The sequence below is a fragment of the Pseudomonas fluorescens genome (assembly GCF_001902145.1).
GTDB lineage: Bacteria > Pseudomonadota > Gammaproteobacteria > Pseudomonadales > Pseudomonadaceae > Aquipseudomonas > Aquipseudomonas fluorescens_BV.
Map to the genome: position 1 here is coordinate 12,109 of NZ_MRST01000016.1, position 20,966 is coordinate 33,074.

Genomic DNA, 20,966 nt, shown 5'->3' on the forward strand with positions numbered 1-20,966 from the left:
CATGGACAACTGGATCAGCGCCCTAGCCACCCTGCAAAACCAGGGCGAAGCCTGCGTGCTCGTCACCATCATCGAAGAACTCGGCTCCACCCCGCGCAACGCCGGTTCCAAGATGGTCATCAGCGCCGCGCAAACCTTCGACACCATCGGCGGCGGGCACCTGGAATATAAGGCGATGCAGATCGCCCGGGACATGTTGGTGCGCGGCCAGCAGAACACCCATCTGGAGCGCTTCAGCCTCGGCGCAAGCCTGGGCCAATGCTGCGGCGGCATGACCGTGCTGCTGTTCGAACCCATGGGCCAGGTGCAGGCGCACATCGCCGTGTTTGGCGCCGGCCATGTCGGCCGTGCGTTGGTGCCATTGCTGGCAAGCCTGCCCTGCCGGGTGCGCTGGATCGATTCCCGCGAGCAGGAGTTCCCGCAGCACATCCCCGAAGGCGTGCGTAAAATCGTCAGCGAAGAGCCGGTTGACGAAATTGACGACTTGCCCGCAGGCAGTTACTGCATCGTCATGACCCACAACCACGGGCTGGACCTGGAACTGGCCGCCGCCCTGCTCAAGCGCAACGACTTCGCCTACTTCGGCCTGATCGGCTCGAAAACCAAGCGGGTCAAATTCGAACACCGCCTGCGTGATCGCGGCTTTGAGGCCACGCAGTTACAGCGCATGCGCTGCCCCATGGGCCTCCCCGAGGTCAAGGGCAAGCTACCGGTGGAGATCGCCATCTCCATCGCCGGCGAAATCATCGCCACCTATAACGCCAATTTCGGCCAGCACCTTGCCGGCGCCGAACCTATTGCCAAACTGCTGCCGGCTTCGCGCCGCAGCCAAGCTATCTGAATTGAGACGATCATGCCTTTGACTCGCAAAGCCTACCGTGCCGCCATCCTGCACAGCATCGCCGACCCTGCCATCGTGGGGATCGAAGCCTCCTATGAGTATTTCGAGGACGGCTTGCTGGTGATCGACAACGGCCAGATCAGCGCCCTTGGCCACGCCAGCGACCTGCTGCCGAGCCTGCCCGCCGATATCGACATCACCCATTATCAGGACGCACTGATTACCCCCGGCTTGATCGATACCCATATCCACCTGCCGCAGACCGGTATGGTCGGCGCCTATGGCGAACAGTTGCTGGACTGGCTCAACACCTACACCTTCCCCTGTGAAAGCCAGTTTGCCGACAAGGCTCACGCCGAAGAAGTCGCGGATATCTTCATCAAGGAGCTGCTGCGCAACGGCACCACCACAGCGCTGGTGTTCGGCAGCGTGCACCCGCAATCGGTGAATGCATTCTTTGAAGCGGCCGAGAAACTCGACCTGCGCATGATTGCCGGCAAGGTGATGATGGACCGCAACGCACCGGACTACCTGACCGACACCGCCGAATCCGGCTACCAGCAAAGCAAGGCGCTGATCGAACGCTGGCACGGCAGGGGGCGCCTGCATTACGCGGTGACGCCACGCTTCGCCCCTACGAGCACGCCGGAGCAACTGACGCTGGCCGGTCAGTTGCTGGGCGAGTACCCAGACCTGTACATGCAGACCCACATCAGCGAGAACAAGCAGGAAATCGAGTGGGTAAATGAGCTGTTCCCGGAGCGCAACGGCTATCTGGACGTATACGACCACTACAACTTGCTCGGCGAGCGCTCGGTGTTTGCCCACGGCGTACACCTGTGTGACGACGAATGCGCACGGCTGGCAGAGACTGGCTCGGCAGTCGCGTTCTGCCCGACTTCGAACTTATTCCTCGGCAGTGGTTTGTTCAACCTGCCGATGGCCGAGAAACACAACTTGAACGTGGGCCTGGGCACCGACGTGGGCGGCGGTACCAGCTTCTCGCTGCTGCAAACCCTGAACGAAGCCTACAAGGTCATGCAACTGCAAGGTGCGCGGCTGAGCCCGTTCAAGTCGCTGTACCTGGCGACCCTGGGCGGCGCACGGGCGTTGCGTCTGGAAGACAAGATCGGCACCTTGCAGCCGGGCACCGATGCAGACTTTTTGGTGTTGGATTACAACGCTACGCCACTGTTGAGCTATCGCCTGAAACAGGCCAATAACATTGCCGAGACGTTGTTTGTGCTGATGACGCTGGGGGATGATCGGACGGTGTTGCAGACCTATGCAGCCGGCAATCTGGTGCATCAACGCTGATTTCGGGTACACCATCGAACAAATGTGGGAGCGGGCTTGCTCGCGAATACGGAGTGTCAGTCTCTAGGTATATTGACTGATCCACCGCATTCGCGAGCAAGCCCGCTCCCACAATTTTGTCTCCAGTGAGCCCGGGAAACTAGAGCTTTACTGAAGAGCGGCCTGGCTTCTTGGTCTGCAACAAATGCGAAAACACCGCATGCAAATCATCCGACGCACTCTCTTCATCGAGGTTGAGCTTGCTGTCGATGTGATCCATGTGATGCATCATCAAGTTCACCGCCAACGTCGCATCCCGGGCTTCGATCGCGTCGATCAACTGGGTGTGCTCATCGTAGGAACAGTGCGAACGGTTGCCGCTTTCGTACTGGGCGATGATCAATGACGTCTGGGACACCAGGCTGCGCTGGAAGCTGATCAGCGGCGCGTTCTTCGCGGCTTCGGCCAGCTTCAAATGGAATTCGCCGGAGAGACGGATACCGGCGCCACGATCACCGCGCGAGAAGCTGTCGCGCTCGTCGTTGACCATCTGGCGCAACTCGGCCAACTGCTCGGCCGTGGCGTGCTGCACCGCCAACTCCGTGATCGCCCGCTCCACCAGGCGCCGGGCCATGAACACCTGGCGCGCTTCTTCGACGCTTGGGCTGGCAACCACCGCACCGCGATTGGGCCGTAGCAGTACCACGCTTTCATGGGCCAGGCGCGACAGCGCGCGGCGAATGATGGTGCGGCTCACGCCGAAGATCTCGCCCAGTGCCTCTTCACTCAATTTGGTTCCGGGCGCCAGGCGTTGTTCAAGGATCGCCTCGAAGATATGCGCATAGACGATATCGTCCTGGGTTCCGCTGCGACCGGCCTTGCCGGCTCGCGGTTGTTTCTTGAGAGGTTGCAACTGTTCGTTCATGGGCACTCGGGTTTGAGAACGGCGAATTAACGGTAATACGGCAACAGCGTGTCGCTGGCAAGTATCACCTAAAAACAGCGCACATTGTACACAACCCACTGCGCCAACACACTGTACGGCTGTTTGCGGCCTCGGCTGTATTGCAATGACTCGTTACGTTTGAGTTTAGGCTTGATTCCACGATTTCCCACGCCCTCTTTGCAGGAGCGAGCTTGCTCGCGAAAAACCTGAGAGCGCTACGGTTATTCAGGAAGCCCGCGTTATCGTTGACGTTTTTCGCGAGCAAGCTCGCTCCTACAACAAGGATCATCGCTCCATGACCGACGCCACCCAAGCGCCCTTGCGCCCATTGGCCGACACTTCAGCGTCGGCCGTCGTCGCCGGCTTTATCGCCATGATGACCGGCTATACCAGCTCCCTGGTGCTGATGTTCCAGGCCGGCCAGGCCGCCGGCTTGACCACCGCGCAGATTTCTTCGTGGATCTGGGCGATTTCCATCGGCATGGCGGTGTGCAGCATCGGGCTGTCCCTGCGCTATCGCACACCCATCACCATCGCCTGGTCCACCCCTGGCGCGGCGCTGCTGATAACAAGCCTGGGCGGCGTGAGTTATGGCGAGGCCATCGGTGCCTACATCACCTGCGCAGTACTGGTAACGCTCTGCGGGTTGACCGGCAGTTTTGAGAAGCTGGTCAAGCGGATTCCGGCGTCACTGGCGGCGGCGTTGCTGGCAGGGATCCTGTTCAAGATTGGCAGCGAAATCTTCGTCGCCGCCCAGCACCGTACCGGGCTGGTGCTGGGGATGTTCTTCACCTACCTGATCATCAAGCGTGTGTCGCCGCGCTATGCCGTGCTGGCCGCCTTGCTCATCGGCACCGCTTTGTCAGGGCTGATGGGGTTGTTGGATTTCAGCGGCTTTCATCTGGAGGTGGCGACGCCTGTTTGGACGACGCCGCACTTCTCGCTGGCGGCGACCATCAGCATCGGCATCCCACTGTTCGTGGTGGCCATGACCTCGCAGAACATGCCCGGTGTAGCCGTGCTGCGCGCCGACGGCTACACCGTGCCGGCTTCGCCGTTGATCACCACCACCGGCCTGGCGTCGTTGGTGCTGGCACCGTTCGGCTCCCACGGCATCAACCTGGCGGCGATCAGCGCCGCGATCTGCACCGGCCCCCACGCCCATGAAGACCGCAGCAAACGCTACACCGCCGCGGTGTGGTGCGGGGTGTTCTACGGCATTGCCGGGGTGTTCGGCGCCACGCTGGCGGCACTCTTTGCGGCGTTGCCCAAGGAGCTAGTGCTGTCGATTGCGGCGTTGGCGCTGTTTGGCTCGATCATCAATGGCTTGAGCATCGCCATGAATGAGCCGAAGGAACGGGAAGCGGCGCTGATTACCTTTATGGTCACCGCGTCAGGCTTGACGTTGTTTTCCATCGGGTCGGCGTTCTGGGGGATTGTGGCGGGGGTGTTGACGCTGCTGATTCTGAATTGGCGCAAGGCATAAAAAAACGGCGACCCTCAGGTCGCCGTTTTTTTCAGTATCACTTAGCCGCGTTGATCGGCTTTTCCGGATACCACACGTCCAGCAACGGGCTGACTTCAGCCTTGGTCAGCTCGGAACGGGTTTTCAGCCAGGCTTCGACCGCAGCACGCTGCTCTTCGGAGACCGAGCCACGTTTCTGCAGGCAAACCAGACCGTAGTCATCGCCGCCGACATAGCCCAGGCCGTTGGCTTCCATGGCTTCTTTGATGAATGCTTCGAGGAAAGCGTCGATAGCTTCTTCACTCAGGCCTTCGTTGAAGTCCAGGTTCAGTTCGAAACCCAGCTCTTGAAATTCATCAACGCACAGTTTTTTGCGCAGACGCTGGGAACGGTTAGTCGCCATTGGAACAATCCTCATAAGTATTAACGGGCGGCACTTTAGCAGTTTAAGGCGGCAATTGCCCGACTCTCTGGGACCGACGGGCAAATGCGGGCAAAAAAACCGCGATTAGCAGCTATCGTTCAGCTACACGTGGCGCCAGCTTGGGGCATAATGCCTACACTTTCGTGACCAATGAGGGATTTTCTTCCATACCCCTCGCCTTTTTCACCCTCCTCAGCAGTAGGGTTTTATTTCTTATGATCAAATCTTTGCGTTCAGTGTTACTTGCCAGTGTTGTCTTGCCCCTGGCCTTTTCCGTTTCCGCAGCTCCCGTCAATAACACCCTGCCACCCAGCGTTGCGCAGGCCTTGCAGAAGGCCAAGCTGCAAAACACCGCGCTGTCCCTGGTGATGCTGCCCCTGAACGGCCCTGGTACCCCTACGGTTTTCAACGCCGACGTCTCGGTGAACCCGGCTTCCACCATGAAGCTGGTCACCACTTACGCTGCCCTGGAAATGCTCGGCCCCAACCATCAGTGGAAGACCGAGTTCTACACCGATGGCACTCTCAGCGGCGGCGTGTTGCGTGGCAACCTGTACCTCAAGGGCGGCGGCGATCCCAAGCTGAACATGGAAAAGCTCTGGCTGCTGATGCGCGACCTGCGCGCCAATGGCGTGCAGCAAGTCACCGGCGACCTGGTGCTGGACCGCAATTTCTTCAACCAGCCGCAATTGCCCGAGTTCAATGACGACGGCAACGATGAGAACAAGCCGTTCCTGGTCAAGCCCGACGCCTTGCTGGTCAACCTCAAGGCCCTGCGCTTCGTGACCCGCAATGATTCGGGGCGGGTGATCGTGTCGGTCGAGCCGCCGATTGCCAGCATTCGCATCGACAACCAGGTGAAAGTCACCAACGCCAAACAGTGCACCGGTGATGTGCGCTACAGCCCGGTGACCGCCGCCGACGGCAGCGTGACCGTGACCGTCAGCGGCCAATTGGGCGATGGCTGCAGTTCGCAGACCTACCTATCGCTGCTCGACCACGCTACCTACACCGCTGGCGCCGTGCGGGCGATCTGGAAGGAGTTGGGCGGTACCATCCAGGGCCGTGATATCCAGGCCCCGGTGCCCAAGGATGCCAAGGTGCTGGCCCGAGCCTTCTCGCCGGACCTGGCGGAAATCATCCGCGACATCAACAAATACAGTAACAACACCATGGCCCAGCAGTTGTTCCTGAGCCTGGGTGCACAGTTTCGCAACGATGCCGATGGCGACGATGCCAAGGCCGCGCAACGCGTCGTGCGCCAGTGGCTGGCCAAGAAAGGCATCACCGCGCCGCACCTTGTGATGGAAAACGGCTCCGGCCTGTCCCGCGCCGAACGAGTCAGCGCCCGCGAGATGGCGGCCATGCTGCAAGCAGCGTGGAAAAGCCCTTATGCGGCGGAGTACATCAGCTCGATGCCGATCGCCGGCACCGACGGCACCATGCGTAAACGCCTGAAAACCACCGCCCTGCGCGGCGAAGCCCACGTAAAGACCGGCACCTTGAACACCGTACGCGCCATTGCCGGTTACAGCCGCGACAACAATGGCAATACCTGGGCGGTAGTGGCGATTCTCAACGACGCCAAGCCTTGGGGAGCCTCGTCGGTGTTGGACCAGGTGCTGCTGGACCTGTATCGCCAGCCGAAGGCCGTTGCGGCCGCGCCGGTCCTCTAAAGCACCACGTCACCCTGTAGGAGCGAGCTTGCTCGCGAAAAACGTCAACGATAACGCGTGTATCCTGAATAAACGCGGCGTCTATGGTTTTTTCGCGAGCAAGCTCGCTCCTACAGGCATCAGGGCTTCCTCGACCCGATCCCTGCCCGCCTGCTTGGCCACGTACACTGCCGAATCAGCGCGCAGCAGCAACCCATCGATGCCTTCGTCGATCCGCCAACTGGCCACGCCGAAACTGGCGGTAACCACCCCCACCGGTTCCATCGCCGCATCGCGCAACGACTGCCACAACTGTATCGCGAGGCTGTAGGCCTGAGCGCCATCGGTGTTGGGGCACAGCACCACGAACTCTTCCCCACCGATCCGGCAAAACACATCGGTGCGGCGCAAGCGTTGGCCGATACGCTTGCACAACTCCTGCAACACGCCGTCGCCCACGGCATGGCCGTGCTGATCATTGATGCGCTTGAAGTGGTCGATATCGAGCATGATCAACGACAGCGCGCCAGACGTACGATTGAGCCGAAGCATTTCGCTCTTGAGACGATCCTGGAAATAGCGCCGGTTATAGATCCCCGTCAGCGAGTCGGTGATGGACAGCGCGCGCAGTTCTTCCTCGACCCGTTTGAGATCTGAAATATCCGACACATAACCGTGCCAAAGCGTACCGCCTCCCGGCAACTCTTCCGGCGTCGCTTCGCCGCGAATCCAGCGCAGGCCTCGCTGGGGTAATTGCACGCGGTATTCTTCTCGCCAATGGCTCAGTTGCAACGCAGAAAGGCGTATCGACGCACGCACTCGCTCCAGATCCAAAGGGTGAATGCGCTCCAGGACCGTGCTCGCATCCTTCTGCAGCATGCCCAGCTCGATTTCATAGATATCGCGCATGCCTTCGCTGGCATAGATGAAACGCCCGTTGTCCTGGGGCTCCAGGGTGAACTGGAAGATGCCACCAGGCACATGTGCGCTGAGTTTTTTCAACAGGCGGTCGCGGACGGCAAGGGCCTCATAGGCGCGCTTTTGCTCGGTGACATCCAGGTAAATCGCCAAGTGCCCGACCCACAGGCCATGGTCATCCAAGAGCACGGTCGGCAACATGTTGACCGTCAGCTGGCTGCCATCCTTGCGCACCAGCGTCCACTCACGTCCTTCATGTTGACTGTCCGGGCTCTCCACCAGCATCGCCTGGCTCGCTGGAATGCGCTTGCCCAGTGCCCTGCTCAACGGCTCAGCGCGGGCGTCGAGTTCCACGGCCACATGCAGACGGTCCAAGGTCATATGCCCCAGCACCTCCTCGGCCTTGAAGCCCAACATCTGTTCGGCACCGGCATTGAAGGTGTTGATCACACCGCGCAGGTCAGTGGCAATGATCGCCACTTGAGTCGCCGCATTCAACACGCTGCGCAGTTGCCCATGGGCGCCACGCAACTCCTGCTCACGGGCACGCAATTGAACGGTGCGTTGCTCCACCAGTTTCAGTGCGCGCTGGCGCTGGCTGACCAGCATGTAAAGCAGCGCACTGAGCAAGGCGCTGAGCAACACGCCCATCGCCAGAATGGCGTGAATCGAAGAATGGTTGGCCCTGTCGAACACTTCGCTGGCGCTCAGGCTCAGGGCGTAGACATGATCGCCCAGGGTGAGGCGGCGCGCAGCCGTCAAGCCACTGCTGCCCAAGGCGTTACTGGACCCATACAACACCCGTTGCTGGGTGTCGGAGGTGTCTACGATCTGCATCACCAGGTTGTCCCGGTTGGGCCTGGGCAACCCCTCGGCCACCAGCTGGCGCATGCTGATCACCGCCATCACAAAACCATAAGGCTCGGCCCCCGCGACTTTGCTCACGGGCGCCACCAATAACACACCTGCCGCATAAGCGGGCTCCACCCCCACCAATTGCATGGGCTGTGACACCGCCAACTGGCCGCTTTGTTGTGCACGCTCCAGCGCTGAACGGCGCAGAGGCTGAGCCAGCAGATCAAAGCCCAGCGGCGAGCCCAGCAAACTTTGCGTCTGGCTGTACAGCACCGGTACGTATTCATCGCGCTCGGCCGCTGGCGCCAACTCACCGGAGGTATTCAGTTCGCGGATACTGAAGGGGATGCCACGCTGGCGAGAAATGTCCTGTTCAAACAGGCTGCGCTGCGTGCGAAATATCCGTGGTGCCCAGGCGTAAGCACGGGCATGCAACAACAGCGGTTTGGCGAAACCGTCGAACTCGGTGCGGGACACCTCGCCGGAATTGACGAAAAAACGCTGCAGGCTGCCCAGGCGTTGCTCCTGGTCTTCAAAACGTTCCTGGATGCGGCTGTAGCGTTCGTTGACCAGCAACTGGAACCGCTGGCGCACCTGTTGCTGATACAGGTCGGACGCCGCCCATGCGACGACCACCGTCAGCGCGCTACCGACCAATAACACCACCAATGCCACCAGCCAAGCCGATGCCTGCTCACTGATAAAACCAAGGATTTTCGGGCGAACGACTTGCATCGGCATAAGCAACACTCACAGCGCCAGTGTGCGGGGGTGTCACTTTGGCTAGGGCTTAAGTTATAGCCATCGGTCATGGGTTTGACCAGTGCAAAAACAGTAGGAGCGAGCTTGCTCGCGAAGAACCTGAGAGCGCCGCGTTAAACCAGATACGCAGCGCTATCATTGACGATCTTCGCGAGCAAGCTCGCTCCTACAGGGAAAAATCAGCGTGCGGTGATTTTCCAGGCACGGTGGATCTTGGCATTGCGCGCAAAATCCGGGTCGATGGTCTTGTCGCTGATTTCCTCGACCGCATAGCGTTCGCTGAGGTTGTCTTCCAGTTGGAACTTGCGGAAGTTGTTGGAGAAGTACAGCACGCCGCCCGGCGCCAGGCGCGCCATGGCCAGGTCGAGCAACTGCACATGGTCACGCTGCACGTCGAAGATGCCTTCCATGCGCTTGGAGTTTGAGAAGGTCGGCGGGTCGATGAAAATCATGTCGAATTCATCGCGGCTCGCTTCCAGCCACGCCATCACGTCACCCTGTTCCAGGCGGTTCTTGTCGGAGAAGCCGTTGAGGGAGAAATTGCGACGCGCCCAGTCCAGGTAGGTCTTGGACAGGTCGACGCTGGTGGTGCTGCGTGCGCCGCCCTTGGCAGCATGCACACTGGCTGTGGCGGTGTAGCAATACAGATTGAGGAAGCGCTTGCCCGCCGCTTCCTTCTGGATGCGCATGCGCATCGGGCGATGGTCGAGGAACAGGCCGGTGTCCAGGTAATCGGTGAGGTTGACCAGCAACTTGACGCCGCCTTCACTGACCTCGGTGAATTTGCCTTGGGCACTCTGGCGCTCGTATTGCTTGGTGCCGCTCTGACGCTCACGACGCTTGACCACCACACGGCTCTTGTCGACGTTCAGTGCCTGGGGAATTGCCGCCAGGGCATCGAACATGCGGGCCGAGGCTTTTTCCGGGTCGATGGATTTAGGCGCGGCGTATTCCTGTACGTGCACCCAATCGTGGTACAGGTCGATGGCCATGGAGTATTCAGGCATGTCGGCGTCATACACGCGGTAGCAATCCACCCCTTCGCGCTTGGCCCATTTACCCAACAGCTTGAGGTTCTTCTGCAGGCGGTTGGCGAACATCTGCCCGCCTTCGCTCAAGCGCGCCTGTTCCACCACGGCGGCCGGGGCGGGCTTGATCGGGTTGCCGTTCTTGTTGTACTGACGCTCTGCTGGCTCGCTCGGGGCCTGGTCGTAGGCCGCTTGCTCACGTTCGGCCTGACGCTGTTCAGGAGTGCGGCGTTCGCCAGTGACGAACTGATCCGGGTTGACCTTGATCAGCAGCAACTTGCACGGCAATGCGCCGTTCCAGAACGAATACTGTTTGTGGCTACGGATACCCATGCGCTTGCCCAGGTCCGGCGCGCCGGTAAACACCGCCGCTTCCCAGCCCATGCAGGCCTGGCGCAGGCGCTCGCCGAGGTTCTGGTAGAGGTACAACAGGCTGGCTTCATCACCCAGGCGCTCGCCGTAAGGTGGGTTGCAGATGACCAGGCCTTTCTGGTTCTGGTCCGGGCGCGGCTCGAAAGTACCGACTTCGCCCTGGTACACCTTGATCCAATGGCTCAGCCCGGCGCGCTCGATGTTATTGCGCGCAGGCTGGATCAAGCGTGGGTCGGCTTCATAGCCACGCACCCACAACGGCGGCTTGTTCATGCCGATAGCGGCACGTTCAGTGGCTTCTGCGTGCAGTTTTTTCCACAGCGCCGGGACGTGGCCCAGCCAGGTGGTGAACCCCCACAGTTCACGATTGAGGTTGGGGGCCATGTCGGCGGCGATCATCGCGCCCTCGACCAGGAAGGTACCCACACCGCACATCGGGTCTGTCAGCGCGCCGCCTTCAGCGGCAATACGCGGCCAGCCGGCGCGGATCAGGATCGCCGCCGCCAGGTTTTCCTTCAGCGGTGCCGCGCCCTGCTGCAGGCGGTAGCCGCGCTGGTGCAGGCTGTGGCCGGAAAGATCCAGGGACAGGATGGCTTCGCCACGGTCCAGGCGCAGGTGAATGCGCAGGTCAGGGTTGATCTTGTCGATGGACGGACGTTCGCCGGTCGGGGTGCGCAGTTTGTCGACGATCGCATCCTTGACCTTCAGCGCGCCGAAGTGGGTGTTGTCGATGCCCGAGCCGTGCCCGCTGAACTCCACCGCGAGGGTACCGTCGGGGACCATGTGGTCAGCCCATTCGATGTCCAGCACGCCGTGGTAAAGATCCTCGGCGTCCTTCATCGGGAAGCGCTTGAGCACCAGCAACACGCGGTTGGCCAGGCGTGACCAGAGACACAGGCGGTAGGCGGTTTCCATGTCGGCCATGCCGCGCACGGCCGAGGTATGCTCGCGGGCTTCCTCAAGGCCAAGCCCGACGGCTTCCTCGATCAGCAGGCCTTCGAGGCCCTTGGGGCAGGTGAGGAAGAGTTCAAAACGGTCCGACATGGGGCATTCCAGGCTTTTCAGCAATAAGTGAACAGGCGACGCATCACCGGTTCGGTTTTCAATCAAGCACTTTTCTCGAAGAGTGCTCGCGTGGCACGAATGTGCCGTTCCACCCCGTCTGACGGGCCCTTGAGCCTTTATTGGCGAGGCAGAAGAAGAATGTTGAGCAACAGAAAGAAATATTCCGACCCTTCGTCGAATAATAACCGAGTGCAACACGCGGGCATTCTCACCAAGGGATTAAACCTTTCCTCTGTGCAGGGCACATCATAGCTGGCTTTGCCCTATAAAAGGGGCGAATAACCATCCCAGCTTATGGCTATAGCATCGTTATCGTTACGTGCTTATGACAAAACGATCATTGAATACATGTGACCTATTGGTTAGAACTCAACACAGGTTGGCGCCGTTACGGTGCCGACACATTGGCTCGCCACGCCGGCAGCGAGCCCACCAACGGCAGAAAAACTCTGCCCGGCCTTGGACAAGGCCGAAGGACATCTAGACAGTCAACAAGTGAGGGAAACACCCTATGAGAAGACTTAAGCGTGATCCGTTGGAAAGAGCATTTTTACGCGGATATCAATATGGCGTTCATGGAAAATCCCGTGAGCTTTGCCCATTTACTCTACCGTCGGTACGCCAAGCCTGGATCAACGGCTGGCGAGAAGGACGCGGCGACAACTGGGACGGTATGACTGGCACTGCGGGTATCCACAGACTCAACGAACTTCACGCCGTCGGCTAATCAGGGCATTTAATTCCGACACACACCTTTGAATCTGTAACGACTTAACCACGCGCGCCCCATCCGGGCGGCGGGCTTCGGCCCAGGGGCTCCTTTATGGAGCCCTTTTTATTGCCCAGCAGATTGTCAGCGCAAAGCAGCGATGGCGTCCACCGACTGGCGAATCAGCGCCGGCCCTTTATAGATAAAGCCGGAGTACAACTGCACTAGGCTCGCGCCGGCCGCGATCTTCTCAGCTGCATGCTTGCCTTCGGTAATACCGCCCACCGCGATGATCGGCAAACGCCCAGCCAACTCGGCCGCCAGCACCTTGACGATATGGGTGCTCTTGTCACGCACTGGCGCGCCCGACAGGCCGCCCGCCTCGTCACCATGGGCCAGGCCTTCGACGCCCACGCGACTGAGGGTGGTATTGGTCGCAATCACTGCGTCCATCCCTGAGTCCACCAGGGCCTGGGCCACCAGTACGGTTTCTTCATCGCTCATGTCCGGCGCGATCTTGATGGCCAGGGGCACACGCTTGCCGTGACGCACGGCCAGGTCTTCCTGGCGCTGGCGCAAGGCTTCGAGCAGTTGCTTGAGGGAATCGCCAAATTGCAGGCTGCGCAGGCCCGGCGTGTTGGGCGAGCTGACGTTGACGGTGACATAGCTGGCGTGGGCGTAGACCTTGTCCAGGCATATCAGGTAGTCATCCACCGCACGTTCCACAGGGGTGTCAACGTTCTTGCCGATGTTGATACCCAGGATGCCGGTGTATTTCGCCGCCTGAACCCGCGACAGCAGATGGTCGACGCCGAGGTTATTGAAGCCCATGCGATTAATGATCGCCTCCGCTTCCGGCAGGCGGAAAATGCGGGGCTTGGGGTTGCCCGGTTGCGGCCGTGGGGTCACGGTGCCGATTTCGACAAAGCCGAAACCCAACTGCGCAAACCCGTCGATGGCGGCGCCGTTCTTGTCCAGGCCGGCTGCCAGCCCGACCGGGTTGGGGAAGTCGAGCCCCATCACCGACACCGGCATTTTCGCCGGTGCCTTGCATACCAGGCCATTGAGCCCCAGGCGGCCACCAGCACCGATCAGGTCCAGGGACAGATCGTGGGAGGTTTCCGGGGAAAGTTTGAACAACAGCTGGCGGGCCAGGTTATACATGGGCGGGCTAGACTCGGATGGCGGTAAAAGGTGGCGGTGATTATAGCCGCGGCGGTGGGTTGCATGCGAGGCATGACACTCGATCTCATTGACGCTGCGCCATCAAGGCCTCATAGCGCACCCAGATCCTCTCGGCGTAGCGCAGGCGTAATGCCTCACGCTGAGGGCCGGGGCCGGGCCCAACGTTGTAAGCGCCCACTGCCGTCCAGTTGTAGCCAAAACGCTGTATAAAATCGGCAAGAATCGAGGCGCCTACTTCCACCGACAGGCAAGGTTCGTTCAACAACCGCTCTTCGGTAATACCCTGCTTGAGCAAACGAGGCAGGTGAATGCTGTTTATCTGCATCAAGCCAATATCCCGTGTGCCGTTTCGGTTGCTGTAGTTCATCGCTTGCGCACGGTAACCCGACTCGACTGAGGCGATAGCCTGCAGCAACTCCGGCTCGAGATCGTAGCGGCTGGCCGCCTCTTCCCAGCAATAGGCCCATGCCGGGTTACAGCCCATCAGCACACTGAGCAACAGGCCTTTGCCCCCGGCCCTAACCTTGAACATTACTGGCCTGACCACAGACGGCGCACAGGTGCAGGACAGCCCTCGGTTGATCACCCGCGCGTACCGGGCATGTAAAGCGATAGCCCTTGCCATAAATAGTCTTGATAAAGCCTTTGTCGGCCTTCAAGTGCTTGCGCAGAGAATAAATACAACGCGTAAGTGACTCATCGGCCACCTCGCCCCGGGGCCAGGCCAGCTCCAGCAAACGGTCCTTGGTCATCAGTGCGCCACCGGAGGCCAGCAGCAACCGCAGCACATGCCCCTCCTTGGGTGGCAGTTGTATTTCCGAGTCCGCGCCTATCAACCGACCATCGCCGTGCAAGGTCCAGCGAGCGAAGACCAGGGATGCCGCCGTTTCTTGCGTCACGACGGCCATACGCACCTCTGTATCGACTACTGACATTCAAATCCTTACTGTATGAACCGGCTCACCTGCCATTGGCACGACTATAAAAACCGCCCCGCAGACTCGCGTTAGGAAAAAACCCATTCAATGGCTTTTTTTTGGCCGCTGCCGGTCAGACAATTCGCTTGCCCCCCTTATCGCGATAGCCATTCCTGAAAGGTCTCCTGCAACTCAACCCCTAGCCGGTCCTCCAGCTGCACCAACTCACCTAACGCCATCAATTGTCCATTGACCCGCACCTCCACACATCGTGTGACGCCTGGGTCCAAGGGCAGCACTTTTCCCGGCGCGAACGCGGCCAAACGCTTGCGGCTGATCAATTGCTCCTGCAGCAGTATTTCCAGGTGCATGGACAAATGCCTTTTCAAGGGGAAAACTCGCGTTCCGTCCGTAGGAACGCACGTTGCACACGCTCATATTGCGCGGCAGTCAACTGAGGTGGCCCGGCCTGCGGGTCGCCACCACCGGTATGCGCCTGCCCTGGCAAGGTTTCATTCAGCACCTGGGCCACATCCAGCTCGGCCAGTAGCGTCTCGATCGCTTTCACCTGGGCAGGCGAGCCCTTGATCAGCACACTGTTGATATCCGGATAGGCCAGCAACGCAAGGCGGCCGTCGGCCAACTGATCCCTCTGCGCCCGGGATAGCCGGGCCTGGATCATTGAGAGCATGCCTGGTACCCGGCCCCTGTTGGTACCCACGCCGTGCGGGTGATCCTCCACCGGGAAATTGATCACTTGCACCACGCCAAATGCAGGCGGGCGCTCTGGCACCTTGCGAGGGGATCGATCCATCAGTTGCGTCAGCCGCAATATATGATCGACATAGCTGGGAGGCCCGGATACGTAGAACATGCGCGCCCCGTTTGCGCGCAGCGGATAACGTGACTCATCCAGCCCTGCACGCCGCATGATGCCACGCAGCCTGTCGACACTGATATGTTGCAGCGCCACCGCCGAGCTTCTCGCTTCGTCGGCAGCGTAGACGTGCAACACTTGGCCATCGCTGTGCCAGATCAAGCCTTCGCGCGCGGCGAGCGTTTCAAGGACCTGTTGCGGCGCCGCAAAATCGAACGCTCCGCTCACCTGCCTATTAGCCACGGTACGGCTGGTCACCACGGGCAGGCCCAATGACACAGACAGCGCAGCAAAGAAAGCCGGCAGCCCCTCATCCTGTGCCTGGTACACCTCGCCACAGGCCGTGCGACTGCCCAGCAACAGCGCGGCGCACAGCAGCACGCTGTACAGCCAGCGACAATTGAGGGTTGCGAGGAAATCAGCGTGCACCGTGGGAATGCCTGACGGTCTGGCCTGAGGAAGCGGCCATACTGCGAGGCGCACGAGGTTCAATCATGATGGAAAGTTGACGGCCAGTTGCACCGGCCCACCCATGGCATGTGCCTTGCTACGCACTCTGTATCAGGCTCGCACCAACGGCGGCACGGGCCTACGGACAAAGGCGTCGTTCCCCTGCAATGGCCTGTAGCGCCAGCCTGGGAAACGGCGTTTTTTTTTCAGAAAAGGCAGGTATTGATGAACGATCCGCTGGCTTGGGTAAATGGCAGCGATGCCCCGGAAAAGAGCAGCCTGGACCTTGGGTTCATGGCCCTGACCGATTGCGCCTCGTTGGTGGTCGCCGCCACCCAGGGCTTCGCCCAACCCTACGGCCTGACACTCAACCTCAAACGCCAGGCATCCTGGGCCAACCTGCGCGACAAGCTGGTCAGCGGTGAACTGGACGCCGCCCACAGTCTCTACGGGCTGATCTATGCCGTACATCTGGGCATCGGCGGCGTCGCCGCCAGCCCCATGGCAGTGCTGATGGGGCTGAACCAGAATGGCCAGGGCATCAACCTGTCCCACGGCCTGCAACAGCAAGGGGTGATCACTCCTGAGGCGTTGAAGTGCCATGCGCACCAAAGTCGGACAAAACTGACCTTCGCTCAGACGTTTCCCACCGGCACCCACGCCATGTGGTTGTATTACTGGCTGGCGAGCCAAGGCATTCATCCATTGCAGGATGTGAACAGTGTGGTGGTGCCGCCGCCGCAAATGGTTGCGCACCTGCAAGCCGGACGCATCGACGGACTTTGCGTGGGTGAACCCTGGTGCGCCAGCGCAGTGCAACAGAACCAGGGCTTTACCCTGGCGACCAGCCAGGCAATCTGGCCGAATCATCCGGAAAAAGTCCTGGGCTGCACCCAAGCCTTCGTTGACGCGTACCCCAATACCGCACGCGTACTGGTCATGGCGATCCTCGAGGCCAGCCGGTTTATCGAGCAGAACCGTGAAAACCGCCGCTCTACCGCCCAGTTGCTCAGTGCCCGTGAATACCTCGACGCACCTGTGGGCTGCATCGAACCGCGCCTGCTGGGGCACTATGACGATGGCCTGGGCAACCACTGGCAGGATCCCCATGCGCTGCGCTTTTTCGCCGACGGCGAGGTGAACCTGCCTTACCTCAGCGATGGCATGTGGTTCATGACCCAGTTCCGGCGCTGGGGCTTGCTGCGGGAAGACCCTGACTACCTGGGCGTTGCCCGGCAAGTTCAGCAATTGGCACTGTATCGCCAGGCTGCCGAGGCGCTGGGCATTACCGCAGGCGACTCGGACATGCGTCACAGCCAGTTGCTCGACGGCAAGACCTGGGACGGCAGCGACCCCGCTGGCTACGCCCGCAGCTTCCACCTGCATGCCCTGGCCGATGACGCCAATCGCCAAGCGCTGCGCTGACAGGAGCCCGACGATGCTGCGAATCCTGTTGATCAACGACACCCCGCGCAAGGTCGGGCGCCTCAAGGCCGCATTGACCGAGGCCGGCTTCGAGGTGATCGATGAGTCCGGCTTGACCATCGACCTGCCCGCACGCGTCGAAACAGTGCGCCCTGATGTGATCCTGATCGATACCGAGTCACCCGGGCGCGATGTGATGGAGCAAGTGGTGTTGGTCAGCCGCGATCAGCCACGGCCCATCGTGATGTTTACCGACGAGCACGACCCGAATGTGATGCGCCAGGCCATCAAGTCCGGCGTCAGTGCCTATATCGTCGAAGGCATCCAGGCCCAGCGCCTGCAACCGATCCTTGATGTGGCCATGGCGCGCTTCGAGAGTGACCAGGCCCTGCGCGCCCAGCTTCATGCCCGCGACCAGCAACTGGCCGAACGCAAGCGCATCGAGTTGGCCAAGGGCCTGCTGATGAAAATGAAGAACTGTAATGAAGAAGAGGCCTATACCCTGATGCGCCGCCAGGCCATGAGCCGTCAACAGAAACTGATCCAGGTGGCGGAGCAGATTATTGCCATGAGCGAGTTGCTCGGCTGATCTGGCTCAGCTCTTGCTAAAGAATTCTCACAGGTAGCCAACGGCGGTTGCCCCTTCACGACAAAGACGTCGCCCACCCGGTTTGCCCTCGCGAACCCGGTGGCGGCGTTTTTTCGTTTCTAGACCCCCAACCGTTGAGGTGCGTGATGAAATCAAGCTTCTGGAAATCCGGGCACACCCCGACCCTGTTTGCCGCGTTCCTGTATTTCGACCTGAGCTTCATGGTCTGGTACCTGCTGGGCCCCCTGGCGGTGCAGATTGCCGCTGACTTGCACCTGACTACCCAACAGCGCGGCCTGGTGGTGGCCACCCCGATCCTGGCGGGCGCGGTGCTGCGCTTTTTAATGGGGATGCTGGCCGACAAGCTGTCGCCCAAGACGGCCGGGCTGATTGGCCAGGTTATTGTGATCGTGGCGCTGTTCTGCGCCTGGAAACTGGGGATCCACAGCTACGAACAAGCGCTGCTGCTGGGCATGTTCCTGGGCATGGCCGGCGCGTCCTTCGCGGTCGCCCTGCCCTTGGCGTCACAGTGGTACCCGGCGGAGCATCAGGGCAAGGCCATGGGCATCGCCGGCGCCGGTAACTCCGGCACCGTGTTTGCGGCGTTGCTGGCGCCCGTGCTGGCGGCCGCCTTTGGTTGGAGCAATGTGTTCGGCTTTGCGCTGATCCCACTGGTGCTGACCCTGATCGTATTCGCCTGGCTTGCGCGCAATGCGCCTGAACGGCCGAAAGCCAAATCCATGGCCGACTACTTCAAGGCCCTGGGCGACCGCGACAGCTGGTGGTTCATGTTCTTCTACAGCGTGACCTTCGGCGGGTTTATCGGCCTGGCCAGCGCCCTGCCCGGCTACTTCAACGACCAGTACGGCCTGAGCCCGGTAACCGCTGGCTACTACACCGCCGCCTGTGTGTTCGGCGGCAGCCTGATGCGCCCATTGGGTGGCGCCCTGGCAGACCGGTTCGGCGGAATCAAAACCTTGCTCGGCATGTACAGCGTGGCGGTGATCTGCATTGCGGCAGTGGGGTTCAACCTGCCCAGTTCCTACGCGGCGCTGGCGCTTTTCGTCTGCACCATGCTCGGCCTGGGCGCCGGCAATGGCGCGGTATTCCAACTGGTGCCGCAGCGTTTTCGCAGTGAGATCGGCGTCATGACCGGCCTGATCGGCATGGCCGGTGGCATCGGTGGCTTCGCCCTTGCGGCGGGCATGGGCGCCATCAAGCAGAGTACTGGCAGCTATCAACTGGCCCTGTGGTTGTTCGCCAGCCTCGGTGTGCTGGCCTGGTTCGGCCTGCATGGGGTGAAACGGCGCTGGAGAACCACCTGGGGTTCGGCCGCCGTGACCGCCGCACGCGTCTGATGAGCTTGCAACTGAGCGTCGCCCAGGCCAGTGCCATCGGCCCGCGCAGCGAGAACCAGGACGCGCTGCGGGTGGTCACGCCCATGGCAGAACTGGCCGCGAGCAAAGGCTACCTGTGTGCACTGGCCGACGGCGTCAGCCAGTGCGCCGACGGTGGCCTGGCCGCACGCTCGACCGTGCAGGCCCTGGCCCTGGACTACTACGCCACGCCACAGACCTGGGGTGTGGCCCAGGCGCTGGAGCGCTTGTTACTGGCGCAGAATCGCTGGTTGCAAGCCAACGGCGGCGGCCAACCGTTGCTCACCACCCTAAGCGCCCTGGTGTTTCGCGGCCAGCGTTTCACCCTGGCCCATGTCGGTGATTGCCGGGCGTATCGTTGGCTTGACGGCGAGTTGCAACGCATCAGCGAAGACCATGTGTGGGAACAGCCGGGCATGCAACATGTGCTCAAGCGCGCCCTCGGCCTGGATCAGCATCTGGTGCTGGACTTCCTCGATGGCCCATTGCGCGAGGGCGAGTGTTTCCTGCTGCTCAGCGATGGGGTGTGGGCCACGCTGGGCGATCACAGCATCGGCGCGATTCTACGCGAACAAAGCGACCTCGAGCTGGCGGTCAACACCCTGGTCAACGCCGCCCATCTGGCGGGTAGCCAAGACAACGCCAGCGCCTTGCTGGTGCGTATCGATCAACTCGGCGCGGCCACCCTCGGCGACGCCCTGGTGCAATTGCAGCAATGGCCACTGCCGCCACCGCTGAAAGTAGGGCAAACCTTTGAAGGCTGGGAGGTGCAAAGCGTGCTGGCGCAGAGTCGCCAGTCGTTGCTGTACCGCGTGCACGACGCCCAGGGGCAACCCTGGCTGCTCAAGACCTTGCCGCTGCGTTGCGACGATACCGACGCCGCCCAGGCCTTGTTATCGGAGGAATGGTTTCTGCGCCGGGTCGCCGGTCGTGCCTTTCCCGAAGTGCATGCCGCCAGTGGTCGTCAGCACTTGTACTACGTGATGCGCGAATACGCCGGACAAACCCTGGCCCAACTGTTCCAACAACAGGGCCCGCTGCCGCTGGCGCAATGGCAGTCGATTGCCGAACGCTTGCTGCGTGCCGTGGGCCTGCTGCATCGCCGGCAGATTCTGCACCGCGACATCAAGCCGGAAAACCTGCTGCTGGGAGAAGATGGCGAACTGCGGGTGCTGGACTTCGGCCTGGCCTATTGCCCCGGGCTCTCCGAGGACCGTGCCCACCTGCTGCCCGGCACCCCAAGCTTCATCGCGCCCGAGGCGTTCGCTGGCGAGCGGCCTACGGCGCAGCAGGATTTATATAGCGTCGGCGTGACCTTGTATTACCTGCTGACCGGGCATTACCCCTACGGTGAAATCGAGGCTTTCCAACGGCCCAGGTTTTCCCAGCCCGTCAGCGCCAGCCGTTATCGCCCCGATTTGCCGGAGTGGTTGCCACACAGCCTGGAACGGGCGGTTACCGCTCTCCCGGGCCAACGCTATGAAACCGCCGAGGAATGGTTGTTGATCTTGGAGCAGGCCGACCGCCGCGAATTGAGCCTACGCCCACGGCCTTTGCTCGAACGCGAACCGTTGAAGGTCTGGCAAACCCTGGCAGCGGCTTCGCTGCTGCTCAATCTGGTGCTGCTGTACTGGCTCCTGCACCACTAACGGGCAGAGTTCGCAGGTTCTTTGTGTAATCGCCCAGTAAAACTGGGGCTATAGGCACTTGGCACAGCTGCTGCATTAGCTTTCTCAACACCTCACATATAGCCGCTCCTTCAACGACGAAGGGCCGAGCTTCCCGAGAGAACGGGACCAGGACAAAGGCGT

The 20,966-nt window shown here is 60.9% G+C and carries 18 protein-coding genes; 9 read left to right on the forward strand and 9 right to left on the reverse strand.

From position 1 onward, the window contains the following. Position 1: 1 nt before the first annotated feature. Positions 2–841: a xanthine dehydrogenase accessory protein XdhC gene (xdhC, locus tag BUE92_RS03390; RefSeq protein ID WP_073521929.1), complete on the forward strand. Its 840-nt coding sequence runs from the start codon at positions 2–4 to the stop codon at positions 839–841. 12 nt (positions 842–853) lie between these two features. Then, a complete protein-coding gene (gene guaD / locus BUE92_RS03395; protein ID WP_073521930.1) occupies positions 854–2,158 on the forward strand; it encodes a guanine deaminase in 1,305 nt (434 codons plus the stop codon). A 139-nt stretch (positions 2,159–2,297) separates the two neighbouring features. On the opposite strand, the gene BUE92_RS03400 is transcribed toward guaD, so the two are convergent. Continuing rightward, positions 2,298–3,062, reverse strand: coding sequence for a GntR family transcriptional regulator (locus BUE92_RS03400; RefSeq protein ID WP_014719469.1), 765 nt, complete (start codon positions 3,060–3,062; stop codon positions 2,298–2,300). Positions 3,063–3,378: 316 nt separating this feature from the next. On the opposite strand from BUE92_RS03400, the gene BUE92_RS03410 reads away from it, so the two are divergent. After that, on the forward strand, positions 3,379–4,569 hold the full coding sequence (locus BUE92_RS03410) for a benzoate/H(+) symporter BenE family transporter (RefSeq protein ID WP_073521932.1): 1,191 nt from the start codon (positions 3,379–3,381) through the stop codon (positions 4,567–4,569). 37 nt (positions 4,570–4,606) lie between these two features. Here BUE92_RS03410 and BUE92_RS03415 read toward each other — a convergent pair whose 3' ends face one another. Next, positions 4,607–4,951, reverse strand: a complete 345-nt coding sequence (locus tag BUE92_RS03415) for a YggL family protein (protein ID WP_003193255.1) — start codon at positions 4,949–4,951, stop codon at positions 4,607–4,609. 236 nt (positions 4,952–5,187) lie between these two features. Here BUE92_RS03415 and dacB point away from each other — a divergent pair, with 236 nt between their 5' ends. Beyond that, positions 5,188–6,648, forward strand: coding sequence for a D-alanyl-D-alanine carboxypeptidase/D-alanyl-D-alanine endopeptidase (gene dacB, locus BUE92_RS03420; protein ID WP_073521933.1), 1,461 nt, complete (start codon positions 5,188–5,190; stop codon positions 6,646–6,648). An 81-nt stretch (positions 6,649–6,729) separates the two neighbouring features. On the opposite strand, the gene BUE92_RS03425 is transcribed toward dacB, so the two are convergent. Further along, positions 6,730–9,141, reverse strand: a complete 2,412-nt coding sequence (locus tag BUE92_RS03425; protein ID WP_073521934.1) for a sensor domain-containing diguanylate cyclase — start codon at positions 9,139–9,141, stop codon at positions 6,730–6,732. A 200-nt stretch (positions 9,142–9,341) separates the two neighbouring features. Next, the gene (gene rlmKL, locus BUE92_RS03430; protein WP_073521935.1) at positions 9,342–11,606 is read right to left on the reverse strand and encodes a bifunctional 23S rRNA (guanine(2069)-N(7))-methyltransferase RlmK/23S rRNA (guanine(2445)-N(2))-methyltransferase RlmL; all 2,265 of its coding nucleotides are present in this window, start codon (positions 11,604–11,606) and stop codon (positions 9,342–9,344) included. Between the two features lie 532 nt (positions 11,607–12,138). Here rlmKL and rmf point away from each other — a divergent pair. Beyond that, the gene (gene rmf / locus BUE92_RS03435) at positions 12,139–12,354 is read left to right on the forward strand and encodes a ribosome modulation factor (RefSeq protein WP_002553055.1); all 216 of its coding nucleotides are present in this window, start codon (positions 12,139–12,141) and stop codon (positions 12,352–12,354) included. A gap of 126 nt (positions 12,355–12,480) precedes the next feature. Here rmf and BUE92_RS03440 read toward each other — a convergent pair whose 3' ends face one another. The 5 genes from BUE92_RS03440 to BUE92_RS27385 all read right to left on the reverse strand — a co-directional run bounded on the left by BUE92_RS03440 (position 12,481) and on the right by BUE92_RS27385 (position 15,744). Next, positions 12,481–13,500, reverse strand: a complete 1,020-nt coding sequence (locus tag BUE92_RS03440; protein WP_073521936.1) for a quinone-dependent dihydroorotate dehydrogenase — start codon at positions 13,498–13,500, stop codon at positions 12,481–12,483. A gap of 85 nt (positions 13,501–13,585) precedes the next feature. Beyond that, positions 13,586–14,053, reverse strand: coding sequence for a transglycosylase SLT domain-containing protein (locus BUE92_RS03445; RefSeq protein ID WP_073521937.1), 468 nt, complete (start codon positions 14,051–14,053; stop codon positions 13,586–13,588). Continuing rightward, positions 14,040–14,429, reverse strand: coding sequence for a winged helix-turn-helix domain-containing protein (locus BUE92_RS03450; RefSeq protein ID WP_073521938.1), 390 nt, complete (start codon positions 14,427–14,429; stop codon positions 14,040–14,042). The genes BUE92_RS03445 and BUE92_RS03450 overlap by 14 nt, the downstream gene beginning before the upstream one ends. A gap of 164 nt (positions 14,430–14,593) precedes the next feature. Next, positions 14,594–14,809, reverse strand: coding sequence for a FliM/FliN family flagellar motor switch protein (locus BUE92_RS03455; protein WP_034128368.1), 216 nt, complete (start codon positions 14,807–14,809; stop codon positions 14,594–14,596). Positions 14,810–14,823: 14 nt separating this feature from the next. Further along, on the reverse strand, positions 14,824–15,744 hold the full coding sequence (locus BUE92_RS27385; RefSeq protein WP_073521939.1) for a secretin N-terminal domain-containing protein: 921 nt from the start codon (positions 15,742–15,744) through the stop codon (positions 14,824–14,826). Between the two features lie 246 nt (positions 15,745–15,990). Between BUE92_RS27385 and BUE92_RS03465 the strand changes: the two genes are divergently transcribed. The 4 genes from BUE92_RS03465 to BUE92_RS03480 all read left to right on the forward strand — a co-directional run bounded on the left by BUE92_RS03465 (position 15,991) and on the right by BUE92_RS03480 (position 20,804). Then, positions 15,991–17,190 carry a CmpA/NrtA family ABC transporter substrate-binding protein gene (locus BUE92_RS03465; protein WP_073521940.1) on the forward strand — a complete coding sequence of 400 codons (1,200 nt, stop codon included), beginning with the start codon at positions 15,991–15,993 and terminating at the stop codon, positions 17,188–17,190. 13 nt (positions 17,191–17,203) lie between these two features. Further along, entirely contained in the window at positions 17,204–17,779 is a 576-nt protein-coding gene (locus tag BUE92_RS03470) for an ANTAR domain-containing response regulator (RefSeq protein ID WP_073521941.1), read from the forward strand. A gap of 146 nt (positions 17,780–17,925) precedes the next feature. Beyond that, positions 17,926–19,137 carry a nitrate/nitrite transporter gene (locus BUE92_RS03475; protein WP_032903097.1) on the forward strand — a complete coding sequence of 404 codons (1,212 nt, stop codon included), beginning with the start codon at positions 17,926–17,928 and terminating at the stop codon, positions 19,135–19,137. Further along, positions 19,137–20,804 carry a bifunctional protein-serine/threonine kinase/phosphatase gene (locus BUE92_RS03480; RefSeq protein WP_073521942.1) on the forward strand — a complete coding sequence of 556 codons (1,668 nt, stop codon included), beginning with the start codon at positions 19,137–19,139 and terminating at the stop codon, positions 20,802–20,804. Before BUE92_RS03475 ends, BUE92_RS03480 begins: the two co-directional genes overlap by 1 nt. Positions 20,805–20,966: the final 162 nt, after the last annotated feature.

Excerpts from the sequence above, each read along its gene's own strand:
- xdhC (WP_073521929.1), top strand. The coding sequence starts at position 2 with ATGGACAACTGGATCAGCGCCCTAGCCACCCTGCAAAACCAGGGCGAA.
- guaD (WP_073521930.1), top strand. The coding sequence starts at position 854 with ATGCCTTTGACTCGCAAAGCCTACCGTGCCGCCATCCTGCACAGCATC.
- BUE92_RS03400 (WP_014719469.1), bottom strand. The coding sequence starts at position 3,062 with ATGAACGAACAGTTGCAACCTCTCAAGAAACAACCGCGAGCCGGCAAG.
- BUE92_RS03410 (WP_073521932.1), top strand. The coding sequence starts at position 3,379 with ATGACCGACGCCACCCAAGCGCCCTTGCGCCCATTGGCCGACACTTCA.
- BUE92_RS03415 (WP_003193255.1), bottom strand. The coding sequence starts at position 4,951 with ATGGCGACTAACCGTTCCCAGCGTCTGCGCAAAAAACTGTGCGTTGAT.
- dacB (WP_073521933.1), top strand. The coding sequence starts at position 5,188 with ATGATCAAATCTTTGCGTTCAGTGTTACTTGCCAGTGTTGTCTTGCCC.
- BUE92_RS03425 (WP_073521934.1), bottom strand. The coding sequence starts at position 9,141 with ATGCCGATGCAAGTCGTTCGCCCGAAAATCCTTGGTTTTATCAGTGAG.
- rlmKL (WP_073521935.1), bottom strand. The coding sequence starts at position 11,606 with ATGTCGGACCGTTTTGAACTCTTCCTCACCTGCCCCAAGGGCCTCGAA.
- rmf (WP_002553055.1), top strand. The coding sequence starts at position 12,139 with ATGAGAAGACTTAAGCGTGATCCGTTGGAAAGAGCATTTTTACGCGGA.
- BUE92_RS03440 (WP_073521936.1), bottom strand. The coding sequence starts at position 13,500 with ATGTATAACCTGGCCCGCCAGCTGTTGTTCAAACTTTCCCCGGAAACC.
- BUE92_RS03445 (WP_073521937.1), bottom strand. The coding sequence starts at position 14,053 with ATGTTCAAGGTTAGGGCCGGGGGCAAAGGCCTGTTGCTCAGTGTGCTG.
- BUE92_RS03450 (WP_073521938.1), bottom strand. The coding sequence starts at position 14,429 with ATGGCCGTCGTGACGCAAGAAACGGCGGCATCCCTGGTCTTCGCTCGC.
- BUE92_RS03455 (WP_034128368.1), bottom strand. The coding sequence starts at position 14,809 with ATGCACCTGGAAATACTGCTGCAGGAGCAATTGATCAGCCGCAAGCGT.
- BUE92_RS03465 (WP_073521940.1), top strand. The coding sequence starts at position 15,991 with ATGAACGATCCGCTGGCTTGGGTAAATGGCAGCGATGCCCCGGAAAAG.
- BUE92_RS03470 (WP_073521941.1), top strand. The coding sequence starts at position 17,204 with ATGCTGCGAATCCTGTTGATCAACGACACCCCGCGCAAGGTCGGGCGC.
- BUE92_RS03475 (WP_032903097.1), top strand. The coding sequence starts at position 17,926 with ATGAAATCAAGCTTCTGGAAATCCGGGCACACCCCGACCCTGTTTGCC.
- BUE92_RS03480 (WP_073521942.1), top strand. The coding sequence starts at position 19,137 with ATGAGCTTGCAACTGAGCGTCGCCCAGGCCAGTGCCATCGGCCCGCGC.